Source organism: Pseudomonas sp. B21-019 (assembly GCF_024749225.1).
Lineage (GTDB): Bacteria > Pseudomonadota > Gammaproteobacteria > Pseudomonadales > Pseudomonadaceae > Aquipseudomonas.
This window is the reverse complement of record NZ_CP087193.1, coordinates 3,525,557-3,541,056: the sequence shown is the minus strand read 5'-3', so window position 1 is coordinate 3,541,056 and position 15,500 is coordinate 3,525,557. Positions and strand designations below refer to the sequence as shown.

Here is a 15,500-nt window from a genome sequence, read left to right as displayed (position 1 = left end):
ATGAGCGATCAGGCTTGCGGTTCAGCCGGTGCTTCGCTGTCGCCAGCAGGAGCGGGAGCGGCGGTGTCCGGACGAGCCGACTTGATCTCTTGCAGTCCCTCGGTGTTGGCAATGACGTCACGCAGCAGCTTGTCCAGATCATCGTTGCCATCGAGTTTGGTCAGCAGGTCGCGCAGACGTTGACGCGCTTCGAACAGGCGCCGCAGCGGAGTGACTTGCTCGACCACCTTGACCGGATCGAAGTCATCGATGTGTTTGAAGTTGAGCTCGATGTTGAGCTTGCTGTCGTCGCCGCTGAGGGTGTTGTTGACCTGCAAGGTGGCGCGCGGGCCGATCGAGGCGAGGACTTCATTGAAGTTGTCGCGGTCGATTTCGGTGAAACGCCGTTCATTCAATTTCGGGAGTGGTTCGAGAGGCTTGCCGGAGAGGTCGGCAAGAATACCGACAACCAATGGCAATTCTTTCTTCTCGATCGCGTTGCCGATTTCGACGTCGTAGGTGATTTGCACCCGGGGTGGGCGAACCCTGTCTAGCTTGTGCTGAGTACTTTCTGCCATGGTGGCTGACTCCGATGCATGAGGCGGGAGCAATGCATCGGGAGGCCCGTTTCATCGCATTCCCTTACTGGACCGTAGGTTAGAAAGGGAGGGCAGAGGACCTGTCATTCCTTTGACGAACCTTCCACATTCGTCGTGCCGACCGAACTACCCAAGACGCTAGAACAGGTCTATAAAAAAGCAAACGAAAAACGTTTTTGGACCGTGTCGAGAAAAGGAAAATTCATTTTGTACGCACGTCTTTTTTCTTTGCTTGTGCTCCTGTCGTTCGCCGGGTGTTCGTTGTTCGGGCCTCGCGTCGATCTCGATAACCTGACGCTGGACGTCGCGCCCCGCGCCAACGATGACACCCCGATTGCGGTGGACTTCATTGCGGTGAACGACGCGGATCTGCTCAAGCAATTGTCGGGCATCACCGCTCGCCAGTGGTTCGCCGAACGCGAGCAGTATCAGCGCGACTACCGGCAGCTGATGTCGGTCTGGGGACTGGAGCTGGTGCCCGGTCAATTCATCGACAAACAACCCTTCCCGTTGGGGGGCAAGCGGGCGGCTGGACTTTTAGTCTTCGCCAGCTATACCACTCCCGGAGCACACCGGTTGCGGCTGGACGATCAAAGCAACGCCTGGCTCAAGTTCGACAGTCGCGAGATGACACTGGTCAGCGACCACCCGAACTGAACACAGGATTGCTCCCACAAGGGCTGATGTTCAAGCCAGGCACCACAAGAGGTCGAAGGGAATCGTATGAGTCTGCTTCCTGACGCGGTTTGCTGGCATGAGGGCATGCAGTTGCTGCCCCAGCATTTTCAGTTGCAAGGGCTGCGGGCCGAGGCGTTGGTAGCGCATTTCGCCCAGGCGTGTAATCCATGGTTCTGGGGCGTGACCCGCGTTGAATTCGATCCCTCGGCACTGAGTGCCGGGCTGGTGCGCCTGCTCAATTTGCAGGCGACGTTGCCGGATGGTTTGCCGGTCAATCTGCAGGCCGGTGTCGGGCCGATGCTGGAGCTCGACGTCAGTGAGGCGATCGACGCCACGGACAATGCCACCGTCACCGTTTACCTGGCGGTCAGCCCGCTGTGGCGTGCCGGTCAGTTGCTGCCGCTCAAGGGGCGATTGCAGTCGGTGGTCGGCGATGCACTGCCGGACCTCACCAGTGGCGAGTACCCCGAATCGATCACGGTGTGGCGTCCGAATCCGCGTTTGTGCACGCAACTGAACAAGGCGGATTCCGTCTGCCTGCCGCTGTTGAGAATTCGCAAGGAAGGTGGCGGCTTTCTAGCGTTGCCTTACACACCGCCAACGCCGTGCCTGTTGCCCGAATCGGTGGTGGGCCGGCGCGTGGCGGGACTGTGTGCCAGGGCGCGGGAGAAATGCATGTTCCTCGCCGGTCGTTTGCGCCAGGCGCAGCAGGCCGGCAATCAGGATGATTCGATGGAAATCCGGCGTCAGTTGACGGCGCTGTGGGCGCGATTGCCGGAAGTCGAAGGTCTGCTGAACAGTCGCGTGGCCGCGCCGCAGGCGCTGTATGGCTCGTTGCTCGGGCTGGCCGGCGCGTGGTCGGCGCTCGATCCATTAGCCGGGGTTCCGGCATTCGCGCCGCTGGATTTTCTGGAGTTGCAGCGCGGCTATGAAACGGTGCTCGACTGGCTGGAAAAGACCCTCGAACTGATCCGCGCCGGCTATCGCAGCCTGGCGTTCGAACGCAACGAACAATCCTTCTCGATTCAATTGCCCGACGACCAACCGAGCCAACGGCTGGTCATCGGTTTGCGCATGCCCAATGGCGCCAGCGAGCAGGCCGCCAGCGAATGGCTGAGCGGAGCGATCATCGCCTCGCAGCCGCACATCCCGTTGCTCAGCCGTCAGCGCATGAGCGGTTTGTCCCATGAGGCCATGAGCCGCAATGAGCAAGTGGCCTACGGCGTCGGCGACGATACGCGGTTGTTCGTGGTGACGGCCGAAGGCCAATGGTTCGACGGGCAGTTGCCGTTGCTGATTGCCGCACCGGCTTCCAGGCTGGCCAGCAGTCCATGGCAAGTGGTGTTGTTTGTGGCCCAGGCGAGTGAAAGTGCTTGATCAAGGAAGGAACGTCATATGTCTGAGGGGAATGCCGGGACAGGTACACGAGGCCTGAACGAAGCGCCGCTGAGCAGTGCTTTTCGCCAGGCCTGGCAGCAATGGTCCCAGGACTGGAGCCAGTTGCCCAAGGACAGCGAAGACGAAGCGCTGGTGGAAGCGGTGGTCGAACTCTCCACGCAAATCTCCCAGCGACTCTGGCGAACCGCTTTTGCCAAAGTCGGTGATGCCGCCACCGAACAAGTCAAAGCGCTGGTTTATGCCTTTGTCGCGCTGGTCGATGAAACCTTGCTGTTCACGCCGTGGCCGGGCCAGTCGGCCTGGCAGGATAAACCCCTGGAATCGCGGATGTACGCCAGTCGTCAGGCCGGCGAGCGGATACCGTTGGCGATCAAGGAGCTGCTGGATGAGCAAATCCCTACCACTCGCGATCTGGCCAATGTCTATTTGCAGTGCCTGGTGCTGGGCTTTCAGGGGCGTCTGCGGGGCGAACAGAATCAGGCCCAGCATGAAAAATGGCGCCTGGCGCTGTTCACCTTTGCCTGGCAGCACGAGGCGGATTATGCCGATGTCAGCGCCCGGCTCGAACAACCTTCGGCGGTGACGCCGCTGCAATTGCCGGTGCGTCTTTCGTTGCCCGATGGCTTTCGCCTGGGGTTGGGAATTCTTGCCGTGGTCCTGTTGCTGACCGGTTTGGGGCAGTTGTTCTGGCGTGACATTCGCCAGGAGCTCGAACCGGTCTTGCAACTGACCGATTCGGTGGCCACCTCGGAGCAAGACTCATGAGCACGCTGGGGATTATCGGTCTGATCATCGTCGTGCTGTTGGTGCTGGCGATTGTCGCCGTGGCGGTCTGGTGGTTGCGCACGCAAAGCGGCGCGGCGATCCGCAGTTTTTACCTGGCGGTGCGGCAGATGGAGCAGGAGCAAGGCACCCGGGATCGTTACCAGATTCCCTGGCTGCTGATGCTCGGCAACGAGACTCAGGGCACGCAGTTGTGCACCCAGTGGCGCTTGCAGCCCACCGACAAACCGAGCTGGTTCGGTCGCTGGTGGTCGGACCCCGAAGGTGCCGTATTGGTGGTGCCCCAGGCGCTGTTTTTGCCGGATGAAGGCATGCACCTGCAACGGGGTGGCTGGTGGCGCTTGCTGGGGTTGATCCTGCGCTTGCGCAGTCAGCGTCCGCTGGACGGCGTGATCTGGACGGTGCCGATCAGTCGGCTGGGCAATGCCGAGCAGGCGGCGGCCCTCGGCCTGGCGGCGCGTCGACGTTTTATCGATCTGTTGCAGCGCTTCGGTTTGAGTCTGCCGGTGTACGTGGTCGTTACCGGCATGGAAGAGTTGCCGGGTTTTCAGGAGTTGATTAGCGCGCTGCCGGTCGAGGCTCGCGAACGCACACTCGGCTGGTCTTCGCCCCACGGGCCCGATGCGGTGTGGCAAGCGCAATGGAGCGATCAGGCGCTGGATCAGGTCAACCGGGCCCTGGCGGAATCGATCATCGAAATCGGCGCCTTGTCCGGGCAGTTGAGCGTCGATTTGTATGGCTTGCCGGAACGTTTCGAAGCCTTGCGGCGGCATCTGCAATCCTTGCTGGAACCGGTTTTCCAGGGTAATGCGCAAGGCGAGGCGCCACGTTTTCGCGGTGTCTATTTCACCGCCAACCAGCCCTCGGACGACAGCGCCGACGGGTTTTCGGCCTACGACACCGGCTTGCAGCAGAGCGCTTTCGCCCGGCAACTGTGGCAGCGGCGGGTGGTCGCCGAGCGCGGTCTGGCTCAGGTGGTGCCGCGTCTGTTACGCCTGCGTCAGCGCTGGCAGCGCGTGACCGGTGGGGTGGCGCTGGTGGTCGCGCTGCTCTGGGGCGCTGGCATGCTGTGGGTGTGGCAGGACTCGGAAAAGGATGCCCATGAGTTGTCGCGCCTGATGCAAGGGGCGCAGAAAAATTACGTGGCGGTCACGGATGAATCTCATCGGCGGGAGGCGACCCGGCGTAACGTCCAGGGTTTCTGGCGGGTGCTGGAGAAGGCGCAGCGCTGGCGCTTCACCTCGGTGGTGTTTCCGACCTCCTGGTTCTCCTCGCTGGATGCGCAGTTGGAGAACGAATTGCGCCTGACCGCACATAGTCACTTGTTGTTGCCGCTGCGCGATCTGTTGAGCGCGGATCTGGCGCAACTCAAGACCATTCGCAACACCGAACGACGGGGCAACGTCGAAAGCGAAGACCCGGCCCAATGGCAAAACTACGTCAAGGCCACGGAGCTGGTCGAGCGTGCGGTGAGTCTGGAGCAGCAGAACCAGTGGTTCAGTCAGGCGCTGAACAACACCAAGGCGCCGCTCGAAGACCTTGTGTTGCTGAGCAACAACGCCCTGTCGCTGAACCTCAACGCTGGCACGTTGCACCGCGCCGGTTTTTACAACCGGGCGCTGCTGGATGTCGACAACAGTGAGTTGAAACCACTTGACCTGACCGTCGAGCGCGCGCAGATCGAGGAAAACTTCCTCGGGCTCATGGAGCGCTGGCTGGACCAGTATTTCCTTGCCGATAACTTTGTCCGCCAGGCCGGTTATCTGAGATTGCACCTGGAGCGACTGGAGGCCGGCAGCGGCAATTCCCTCACCGAGCTGGAAGATCTGCGGGCGTTGATCGACGACCTGCAAGCGCTGGTCGGCTTGACCAACTCGGCGTGGAGCCGGGGCAAGGGACAGGATCTGGTGCCCGGTTACCGGGCGATGATGGACAAGGTGCGCCAAAGCACATTGCTTGGCCCGCAGGTCGAACAGCAACTGGATCAACAGGCGTCGAAGTTGCAGCAGAGCTTTCGTGACCAGTGGATCACCCAGGCCGGGGCCAGGGACAATTTGCTGATTCAGCAAGGCAGCGGGCAACTGGTCTTGCAGGAGCATGTGGTGCAGTTGAACAACGCCGTGCAGGCACTGTTCAAGCGTGATTTTGTCGCCATCGCCTTGCAGGCGGATCAGTCCGACGTCCCGGATGGGCAGGGGCGCGGTGTTGATGGCGACGACCTCGACAGTGCGCTGAACTACTTCGCCAGTTACAAGAGTTATGCCGCCGAAGAGCTGCCGCGCATTCCCCCGGCGTATCGTGGCGCGTTGCTGCAAGCGGCCGAAGGCGCGGTGGTCAAGGCCATGTTGTCGAGCCTGCGCGAGCACAATGCGCAGGTCCACAGTGGTGTCTTCAATGTGCAGGCATCTCAGGCGATTGCCTTGCAAAAGGCCTTTGTCGAGGTGCGCCGCAGCGATCTGGCCACGCGTTTGCAAACCGCTTTGAACCGCCGCGCCCTGGCCGACATCGTCAGTGGCCTCGATGAAATCGTCGCCCAGCCGCTGTTCAGCGGGCGCACCGAAATCAGCCAGTGGGACGGCTCGAAAAACTTCGGCCTGCAACTGTACGGCGCCAATGACGTGCAGGATCTGAAACTGAGCCTCAAGCAGCAGTTCAACACCATGCTCGGCATCACCGAACGCCGCACTTCGGCGCTGGAATGGCTGAAAGTCCAGCAACAGAACCTCTCGGCACTGGATTACGAACGGGTGACGCAGTTCAGTGCGCTCAACGATGAACTGCTCAAATACAAAGAACAGAACCCTGCCAGTTCGCCAGCGCAGATCGAGCAGTTGGTGAGCCGCGACTTCATCGAAATGGACGTCGCGTCCTGCGGGCAGATTCTGCAAACCGCCAATCTGTCGGGTGGGCGCGGAACCTTGGCATTGCGCGCCGTGGAACTGCAACAAACCGCCATGCAGCGCTGCCAGTCCCTGCAACAGCAACAGGCTGCGGCGGCCTGGAATGAGCTGGCCAATTATTTCAACCAGTACCTGGCAGAGCGCTTTCCGTTTGCCAATGGCTTGCAGGCCAGCGACGCCGACCCGGCCCGGGTCCAGCATTTGCTGGAGCTGATCGACAAGCGTTTGCCGGTGGCGCAGGCTGGGTTGGCCCTGAGCCAGACCCCGGAACGTTTAGCCGCCGAGGACTTTCTCAATCGTCTGAAGCAAGCCAGTACCTGGCTGGGGCCGATGTTCGTGCGCGACAAGAGCGGCGTGCTGGGGGTGGAGATGGATGTGCGCTGGCGCACCGATCGGGAGGAAGAGCGCGGTGCCGACCAGGTGATTGCCTGGGGCTTGAATGCCGGGAATCAACAGATCAGCTATCCCGGCGAGGCTCAGCAGAACCTGCGCTGGATGGTCGGCCAACCTGTCCGGCTGACCTTGCGTTGGGCCAGAAATGGCTATCAGCGTCCGGCCAACGATCCGTTACAGCCGAGCCTGGTGGTGCGGGATCTGGAAGCAGGTTGGGAGTACAGCGGTCCATGGTCGCTGTTGCGCTTGATGCGTTCGCACATGTCGGTGCAACGCCAACCCAGCATGGACTACACGGATTTTCCGTTGACCTTGCGCCTGCCCGTGACCACGCAGGCCAGCGCAGCGGAGCAAACCCTGATGTTTGTGCGCCTGTCGTTGATGACCCAGGGCTCGAAATTGCCGTTGTCCATTCAGCCCTTGCCGACCCGGGCTCCGCGTTCACCGTTCCTGGTGACGCGCTCGACCGCGGCGATTGAATCCCATGAGGAGGAGGGCCTGTGAATCAACCATCAACACCGTTGCCGGAACTGATTGCGCAACTGCTCGAACCGATCAGCAAGGAGGCGCCTTGTGGTCAGGATTTGCGTTATGAACCCGAGTTCGACCGGTTGCGCGAACTGCGCCGCGAGGATGACACCAGTTTGCCGACGGGGGTGTGGCAGTCGTCGATCAAGCGCGCCCAGTGGCCGGAGCTGGAAAAACTGGCCACGAGCCTGCTGCTCGAGCGCAGCAAGGATTTGATGCTAAGCGCTTGGCTGGGGGAGGCCTGGCTGCATCAGGACGGGCTTGAAGGGTTGCCGGGCAGCCTGGCGCTGGTGGCCGGGTTATGCGAGCGCTATCCCGAACACTTGCACCCGCAGGCTGAGGACGGCGACCAGTCGTGGCGAGTGATACCGCTGGAATGGCTGGCTCGACGCTACGCTGAAGTGTTGCTGACCCGAGTGCCGCTGTTCGAGCCGCACAACCACGAATTCGATGGTTTCTGCCTGGACGCCTGGCGCCGGTTGCAGTTGCAACAGGTGCAGGGCAGCGACAGTAAAGCGGCCAAGACCTCGGCCGAGAACGCGCGCAACGAACAGAAAAAAATCACCGAACAGATTCGCGCCACACCGTTGTCATTCTGGTTGCGCAGCCAGGGCAGTCTGCTGCTCAGCCAGCAGCACTTGCAGCGCCTGGAGGTGTGGAGCGACGCTTTTCTCGGAAATCAGGCCCCAGGCTTCAAGGTGCTGCAGGACGTGATCGACGCGTTGTTGACGCTGGTTCAGGAGTTTATCGCCATGCATCCACGAAAACCGACCCCGGCGCCTCCGGTCGAAACGCCAGTGGTGGCTGCATCGAGCCCCAGCCCGACCGCCGCGCCTGAAGTCCTTGCCGTGCCCCAGGTGTTCAGCGAACCGGCGAATCGTGAAGAGGCGTACCGGCAATTGCTGCTGATCGCCGAGTACCTGGCGCGCACCGAACCCCACAGTCCGGTGCCCTATCTGATCAAGCGGGGCGTGGAGTGGGGCAACAAGCCCCTGAGCGAGCTGCTGGGCGAACTGATCAGCGCCGATGCCGAATCCCGACGACTCTGGACGCTGTTGGGCGTTCTTTAGTGATTGAGTCGGGTGGTTGTCGACGGTGGCGGTAACGCAATGGGCGTCAGTACCGGCTGACCGGAAAAAAAAGCCGTCAGGTTTTTGCCGGCCAGTTCGACGGTGCCTTGGGTGGCCTCCGGGGACAATCCGGCGACATGCGGAGTCAGAATCACGTTGGCCAACCCCTTGAGGGCGTCCGGTACCTGGGGTTCGTGGTCGAAGACATCCAGCGCGGCACCGGCGATCCGCCGCTGTTCGAGCGCGGTGATCAGGTCTGCCGTGACGACCACGCTGGCTCGGGCGATGTTGACGAGGAAACCGTTAGGCCCCAGGGCGTCGAGCACTTGCCGGTTGATCAGGTGTTGGGTGCCGATCCCGCCCGGGGTGGCAACTATCAGAAAGTCTGATTGGCGTGCCAGCTCGGTAGGCGTCGAGCAATAGCTATACGGCACATCGCTGCGATGCTGACGGTTGTGGTAACTCACTCTCATATCGAAGCCGTTGGCGGCACGTTTGGCGATAGCAAGGCCAACGGCACCGAGGCCGAGGATGCCTATGTGTTTGCCGGACAGCGAAGGACGCATGATTTTCGGCCACTCGCCCCGACGGACGGCAGCATCGGCCCGAGGGATGTCACGAACCAGTGCCAGCAGCAACGCCATGGCGTGATCGGCAACGGAGGAGGCATTGACGCCGGCACCGTTGGTGACAGTGATGCCCCGGTTGACGGCGGCCTGCAGGTCGACGTGTTCGTAACCGGCGCCGATCACGCAGATGATCTTGAGGTTGGGCAGGGCGGCGATTTCATTGGCATACAGGCCCAACGGGCCACGCGTCAGCACCGCATCGATCTGGCTGCCCTGGCGGGCAATGGCGGCAGCGCGCTCGGCCGGGGTTGGGGCCAGGATCAAATGAAACCCCTGATGTTCGAGAATCGGCAGGTATTCATTGATGGTTTCAACCAGTACCAGAACGGTTGCGGTCATGCTGGGCTCCTGTGGGCAGCGGAGTGTCGGGGCTCGAACGTCGCGTCAGATTGCTGACTCCAGAGCAGATTGGCAATGGTCCGAGATCATAGGCTATTGGTTGGCAAGCACCTGTGCAGGCGTTGGCGATACCGGCGAGCTTCTTAGATACAACACTAGATCAGTGCGCGGCAGGTGGAGAGGATTTGTCCGCGATGAAATTGCCGTAGCAGCTGTCGAGTCTGCGAGGCTGCGTTCGGCTGCGCATCAGTCGTAAAATCAGGCGCTGCGGTCCGTCAGGCACACCGTACATTAGGGCTTACTAAAGCGTGTCAGAAAACGACACATCGCATACCCGCTGCCGACAGTTATTTTTCTAAAAGCGACAGGCCTTTGATCTGCTCCGCACAACCATTGCTCAGCTAAGCCTTTGCTTCTGCTCGTTTATCGCGGAGAATCCCGCCCCTGTTTCGGCCGGAGCATGTCTGTCGGTTTTTTCCGACGCGTCCTGACCGAGTGGCAAGTGACCGGAAAGCGGAGATCCGACCGGATGAATGATCAGGCCAATAGCGTCGACGAACGCTACGTAGCGGCGACACCAGCGAGCCTCGAAAGCTGGAATCGCCATGACACCACCTGGATGCTGGGCCTGTTTGGCACGGCAATCGGGGCCGGTACCCTGTTTTTACCCATCAACGCGGGGCTGGGCGGCTTTTGGCCGTTGCTGATCCTGGCGTTGCTGGCGTTCCCCATGACGTTTTACGCGCACCGTGGCCTGACCCGCTTTGTGCTGTCCGGTCGTGAAGGTGCAGACATCACCGAAGTGGTGGAAGAACATTTCGGCATTAAGGCCGGCGCGCTGATCACCTTGCTGTATTTCTTCGCGATCTTCCCGATCCTGCTGATCTACAGCGTGGCCCTGACCAACACCGTGGGCAGTTTCCTCGAACATCAGCTGCACATCATGCCGCCACCGCGCGCCGTGCTGTCGTTCGTGCTGATTCTCGGCCTGCTGGCGGTGGTGCGTTGCGGTGAGCAGGTGATCGTCAAGGCCATGAGCCTGATGGTGTATCCGTTCATCGTCGCGCTGCTGTTCCTGGCGGTGTTCCTGATTCCTCACTGGAATGGCGGCATCCTCAGCACCGCGTCCACGCTGCCTGAGTCGTCGGCGCTGCTGCACACCCTGTGGCTGGCGATTCCGGTGATGGTGTTCTCGTTCAACCATTCGCCGATCATTTCGGCGTTCGCGGTGGACCAGAAACGTCGCTACGGCACTCATGCCCAAGAGCGCAGCTCGCAGATCCTGTCCCGCGCCCACCTCTTGATGGTGGTGATGGTGCTGTTCTTCGTCTTCAGCTGCGTGCTGACCCTGTCGCCGGCGCAACTGGCGGAAGCCAAGGCGCAGAACCTGTCGATCCTGTCGTACCTGGCCAACCACTTCAGCAACCCGACCATCGCCTTCGCGGCGCCGTTGATTGCCTTCGTGGCCATTTCCAAGTCATTCCTGGGCCACTACATCGGCGCCAGCGAAGGCTTGAAGGGCTTGATCGTCAAGAGCGGCAAACGCCCGGCGCCGAAGACCCTGGACCGTATCGTCGCCGCGTTCATGCTGGTGGTCTGCTGGATCGTCGCGACCCTGAACCCGAGCATTCTTGGCATGATCGAAACCCTCGGTGGCCCGGTCATCGCGGCGATCCTGTTCCTGATGCCGATGTACGCGATCCGCAAAGTGCCGGCCATGGCGCGTTACCGTGGCCAAGCCTCCAACGTCTTCGTGACGCTGGTGGGCCTGGTGGCCATTTCGGCGTTGATCTACTCGCTCAGCGCCTGAAACAGCGGGCGATCAATCGGGGTTGCCCCGGTTGATCGCCCCCTTCGAATGCCCGGCCAGACGACCTTTGGTTCGCTGGCGGCAATGCTCGATAGCCGCAACGGCTTTTTCGCAGGCCTTGCACAGTGTGGCGGGCGCTGCGGCTTGCTGCGGTGCGAACCACTCGGGGCAGAAGCTGATCACGCCGTCCGGCGAATGCATCCATTGGCTGATAACGTGTTGAACCGTCCCACCCAGGCCCTTTCTGGCGCGCAAGGCGTTAAGCGATGGCGCACAGAGCTGGTCCAGCGCCAGCCGATGGGCCTCGCGCAAGAACGGTGAAATCTGTACCGAAAGGTAGGCAATGCCAAACTTCTCCTGGGCCACACGTGCGCCCAACGCCCAAAACGAGCCCACCACCACGATATCCTCATGGCGCCGCGCTGCGATGTAGTCAAAGGTCGGTTCGAGCAGGTGCGAGACCGCGTTCCACTGCTCTGCCAAAGCGCTTTTCGAGTCTCGCGGGCGGGGTGTGTCGTCGCAGGTTTGCTGACCTAACGGCTCGAATTCCAGCCCGTACTGTTCGACGGTGGCTTTGAACGCCGGCAGGCTGCACAAGGTCGCGCGATGACCGCGCAGGTTCAGCGCATTGGCCAGGCCAATGAAGGGGAAAACGTCACCGGGCGAACCGATGGCGATCAGGATGACCCGCATGACTCCTCCTTGAGATAAGGCCCGTGGGGCCTCGTGGCACGCCGTCCTGGTGCCGACATCAGGCAAAGATAGCTGGGTAATTGGCGTCAGGCATAAAAAAACGCCGCTCATCTCACGATGGGCGGCGTTTTTTATGGCTTTGTAGCGTTAGGCTTGAACGACCGGGATGTTGGCGTTCGCGGCAGCTTCACGGAACTCGGCGATCTGGTCGAAGGACAGGTAGCGGTAAACGTCGGCCGCCATGCTGTCGATCTTGCCAGCGTATTCCATGTACTCCTCGACGGTCGGCAGGCGACCCAGGATGGACGCAACGGACGCCAGCTCGGCCGAAGCCAGGTAGACGTTCGCGCCGTCACCCAGACGGTTCGGGAAGTTACGGGTCGACGTCGACACCACGGTGGAGTTCGGCTCTACACGTGCCTGGTTACCCATGCACAGCGAGCAGCCTGGCATTTCCATGCGTGCGCCGGCCTTGCCGTAGATGCCGTAGTAGCCTTCTTCGGTCAGCTGGTGAGCGTCCATTTTGGTCGGCGGCGACAGCCACAGACGGGTTGGCAGCTGACCTTTGACCTGTTCCAGCAACTTGCCGGCAGCGCGGAAGTGACCGATGTTGGTCATGCACGAACCGATGAACACTTCGTCGATCTTCTCGCCAGCAACGCTGGAGAGCAGACGGGCGTCGTCCGGATCGTTCGGTGCGCAGAGCACAGGCTCGTTGATGTCGGCCAGATCGATTTCGATGACTTCGGCGTATTCGGCGTCGGCATCGGCTTCCATCAGTTGCGGGTTGGCGATCCAGGCTTCCATCGCTTGAGCACGACGCTCCAGGGTACGTGCATCGCCGTAGCCTTCGCCGATCATCCAGCGCAGCAGGGTGATGTTGGATTGCAGGTACTCGGTGATCGACTCTTTCGACAGCTTGATGGTGCAACCGGCAGCCGAACGTTCGGCCGACGCGTCGGACAGCTCGAAAGCCTGTTCCAGCGTCAGGCCTTCCAGGCCTTCGATTTCCAGGATGCGGCCGGAGAAGGCGTTTTTCTTGCCTTTCTTCTCGACGGTCAGCAGACCGTTCTGGATGGCGAAGTAAGGAATGGCATGAACCAGGTCACGCAGGGTGATGCCAGGTTTCATTTTGCCTTTGAAGCGCACCAGGATCGATTCCGGCATGTCCAGCGGCATGACGCCGGTGGCAGCGGCGAACGCGACCAGACCGGAACCGGCCGGGAACGAGATGCCCATCGGGAAACGGGTGTGCGAGTCGCCACCGGTACCCACGGTGTCTGGCAGCAGCATGCGGTTCAGCCACGAGTGGATGATGCCGTCGCCCGGACGCAGGGAAACGCCGCCGCGGGTCATGATGAAGTCAGGCAGGGTGTGGTGGGTGGTCACGTCGATCGGCTTCGGATACGCCGCGGTGTGGCAGAAGGACTGCATCACCAGATCAGCGGAGAAGCCCAGGCACGCCAGGTCTTTCAGTTCGTCACGGGTCATTGGACCGGTGGTGTCCTGGGAACCTACGGTGGTCATCTTCGGTTCGCAGTAGGTGCCAGGACGAACGCCTTTGCCTTCTGCCAGGCCGCAAGCCTTGCCGACCATTTTCTGCGCCAGGGTGAAACCCTTGGTGCTTTCGGCCGGAGCTTCAGGCTTCTTGAACAGGTCGAACGGCGGCAGACCCAGCTCGGCGCGAGCCTTCTCGGTCAGGCCACGGCCGATGATCAGCGGAATACGGCCGCCGGCGCGGACTTCGTCCAGCAGCACCGGGGTCTTCATTTCGAAGGTGGTCAGGACTTCGTCGCTGTTGTGCTTGGTGACTTTGCCAGCATGCGGGTACAGGTCGATCACGTCGCCCATGTTCATGTTGGAAACGTCGAACTCGATTGGCAGTGCGCCGGCATCTTCCATGGTGTTGTAGAAGATCGGAGCGATTTTGCTGCCGAAGCAGAAACCGCCAGCGCGCTTGTTCGGCACGTAAGGAATGTCGTCGCCGAAGAACCACAGTACCGAGTTGGTAGCGGATTTACGCGAGGAACCTGTACCGACCACGTCACCGACGTAGGCGATAGGGAAACCCTGGCCGCGCATTTCTTCGATCTGCTTCATCGGGCCGGTTTTGCCTTGCTCGTCCGGAACGATGCCGTCACGGGCCATTTTCAGCATGGCCAGGGCGTGCAGCGGGATGTCTGGACGCGACCAGGCGTCTGGAGCAGGGGACAGGTCGTCGGTGTTGGTTTCGCCGGTCACCTTGAAGACGCGCAGGCTGATCTTGTCGGCCAGTACCGGGCGCTTCTTGAACCACTCGCCGTCGGCCCAGGATTGCAGGACGCCTTTGGCGTGAACGTTGCCGTTCTTGGCTTTTTCAGCCACGTCGTGGAAGGCATCGAACATCAGCAGGGTGTGCTTGAGTTCTTCGGCAGCTACTGGTGCCAGTTCGGCGTCGTCCAGCAGGTTTACCAGGGTCACGATGTTGTAGCCGCCCTGCATGGTGCCGAGCAGTTCAACAGCGCGCTTCTTGTCGATCAGAGGGGATTTTGCTTCGCCTTTGGCGAGGGCAGACAGGAAACCGGCCTTTACATAGGCGGCTTCGTCCACTCCTGGCGGAACGCGATTGGTGATCAGGTCAACGAGGAAAGCTTCTTCGCCAGCCGGGGGATTCTTCAGCAGCTCGACCAGGCCTGCAGTTTGTTCGGCGTTAAGCGGCTGGGGAACGATACCCAGTGCTGCACGCTCTTCGATATGTTTGCGGTAGGCTTCAAGCACAGTTATTACCCTCATCAGTGGTCCCAAATGGGTGTCCGGGACGCTCATCCCGAAATTGCCGTACTCATGCGCTGCGTGGCGTTGTGGGCCGCTTAGCCAGAATTACCGGCAATTCCTTACAGAAGCTGCTTTCAAAGTTTTACGCCTGCAGAACGGGGAGCTGATGAGGGTTGGCGTTGGGCTTTTCCCCGCTGGAAAAACCCTTCGCCAACACCGCTCTGAAGGAACGACTGTGCTCGTGACGCTTTGAAAACAGCTTCTTAACGGACATTGGCGCCTTAAAAGGCTGGCTGATTCTACGGCAAAAAAATTTGAAAGGTAAGTTAGGTCCAAAACTTTGAGGGGTGATGAATGTTAGACAAAGGGCTAACATGCCGACCTGTTCTGCTTTCCCGTGTTTTGTCTACCTATGCCCAATCAGACCATCAAGACCCCCTGCGTCGGCCTCTGCTCCACTGTTTACGGTGATTTGGTGTGCCGTGGCTGCAAGCGTTTCCACCACGAAGTGATCCATTGGAACGGTTACAACGAGGAAGAAAAACGCGCGGTATGGTTGCGTCTTGAGCAGTTGTTGTCCCAGGTGATGGCCGCCAAGGTAGAAATTTTCGATCCGGCGTTGCTAAGAATGCAGCTGGAACAGCGCAAGATCCGCTTTGTGCCGCATCAGTCGGAGTATTGCTGGGCTTATCAGTTGATCGCACGGGGCGCGCGGGTCATCAATAATCTGGAAGCCTACGGAATGGTGCTGCTGCCGGAGTTCCGCGACTGGAACCTGCCGGAACTGAGGGATGCCATTGATCGGGAGTTTTTCCTGCTCTCGGAAGCGCATTACCAGCGCTACATTGCGCCGGGGTTCCTAAAAGACGCCTTCGGCGGATAGTCTTTGAAGGCAAAAGATCGCAGCCTCGTTTCACTCGACAGCTCCTACAGGGGAACACGATTCA

Annotated in this window: 11 protein-coding genes; 7 read left to right on the top strand and 4 right to left on the bottom strand. The window is 60.7% G+C overall.

The annotated features are described in order from the left end of the window. Positions 1-8: 8 nt before the first annotated feature. On the bottom strand, positions 9-557 hold the full coding sequence (gene tssB / locus LOY36_RS15715; RefSeq protein ID WP_026331704.1) for a type VI secretion system contractile sheath small subunit: 549 nt from the start codon (positions 555-557) through the stop codon (positions 9-11). Positions 558-785: 228 nt separating this feature from the next. On the opposite strand from tssB, the gene LOY36_RS15710 reads away from it, so the two are divergent. The 5 genes from LOY36_RS15710 to tssA all read left to right on the top strand — a co-directional run bounded on the left by LOY36_RS15710 (position 786) and on the right by tssA (position 8,328). After that, the gene (locus LOY36_RS15710; RefSeq protein ID WP_258668701.1) at positions 786-1,235 is read left to right on the top strand and encodes a type VI secretion protein; all 450 of its coding nucleotides are present in this window, start codon (positions 786-788) and stop codon (positions 1,233-1,235) included. Between the two features lie 66 nt (positions 1,236-1,301). Then, positions 1,302-2,633, top strand: a complete 1,332-nt coding sequence (gene tssK, locus LOY36_RS15705; RefSeq protein ID WP_258668700.1) for a type VI secretion system baseplate subunit TssK — start codon at positions 1,302-1,304, stop codon at positions 2,631-2,633. A gap of 18 nt (positions 2,634-2,651) precedes the next feature. Next, positions 2,652-3,419, top strand: coding sequence for a DotU family type IV/VI secretion system protein (locus LOY36_RS15700; protein WP_258668698.1), 768 nt, complete (start codon positions 2,652-2,654; stop codon positions 3,417-3,419). Beyond that, positions 3,416-7,234: a type VI secretion protein IcmF/TssM N-terminal domain-containing protein gene (locus tag LOY36_RS15695; protein ID WP_258668696.1), complete on the top strand. Its 3,819-nt coding sequence runs from the start codon at positions 3,416-3,418 to the stop codon at positions 7,232-7,234. The genes LOY36_RS15700 and LOY36_RS15695 overlap by 4 nt, the downstream gene beginning before the upstream one ends. Then, entirely contained in the window at positions 7,231-8,328 is a 1,098-nt protein-coding gene (gene tssA / locus LOY36_RS15690; RefSeq protein WP_258668695.1) for a type VI secretion system protein TssA, read from the top strand. Before LOY36_RS15695 ends, tssA begins: the two co-directional genes overlap by 4 nt. Here the strand turns inward: tssA and LOY36_RS15685 are convergent. Next, positions 8,325-9,296, bottom strand: a complete 972-nt coding sequence (locus LOY36_RS15685) for a 2-hydroxyacid dehydrogenase (RefSeq protein ID WP_258668694.1) — start codon at positions 9,294-9,296, stop codon at positions 8,325-8,327. The genes tssA and LOY36_RS15685 overlap by 4 nt on opposite strands. Positions 9,297-9,825: 529 nt before the next feature. Between LOY36_RS15685 and LOY36_RS15680 the strand changes: the two genes are divergently transcribed. Then, positions 9,826-11,106: a serine/threonine transporter gene (locus tag LOY36_RS15680; RefSeq protein ID WP_258668693.1), complete on the top strand. Its 1,281-nt coding sequence runs from the start codon at positions 9,826-9,828 to the stop codon at positions 11,104-11,106. A 12-nt stretch (positions 11,107-11,118) separates the two neighbouring features. On the opposite strand, the gene LOY36_RS15675 is transcribed toward LOY36_RS15680, so the two are convergent. Both LOY36_RS15675 and acnB read right to left on the bottom strand, forming a co-directional pair. After that, entirely contained in the window at positions 11,119-11,799 is a 681-nt protein-coding gene (locus LOY36_RS15675; protein ID WP_258668692.1) for a glycosyltransferase, read from the bottom strand. A 147-nt stretch (positions 11,800-11,946) separates the two neighbouring features. Continuing rightward, positions 11,947-14,556, bottom strand: a complete 2,610-nt coding sequence (gene acnB / locus LOY36_RS15670) for a bifunctional aconitate hydratase 2/2-methylisocitrate dehydratase (RefSeq protein WP_019648931.1) — start codon at positions 14,554-14,556, stop codon at positions 11,947-11,949. Positions 14,557-14,965: 409 nt separating this feature from the next. On the opposite strand from acnB, the gene LOY36_RS15665 reads away from it, so the two are divergent. After that, entirely contained in the window at positions 14,966-15,436 is a 471-nt protein-coding gene (locus LOY36_RS15665; RefSeq protein WP_007937731.1) for a DUF1289 domain-containing protein, read from the top strand. The last annotated feature ends 64 nt before the right edge of the window (positions 15,437-15,500 follow it).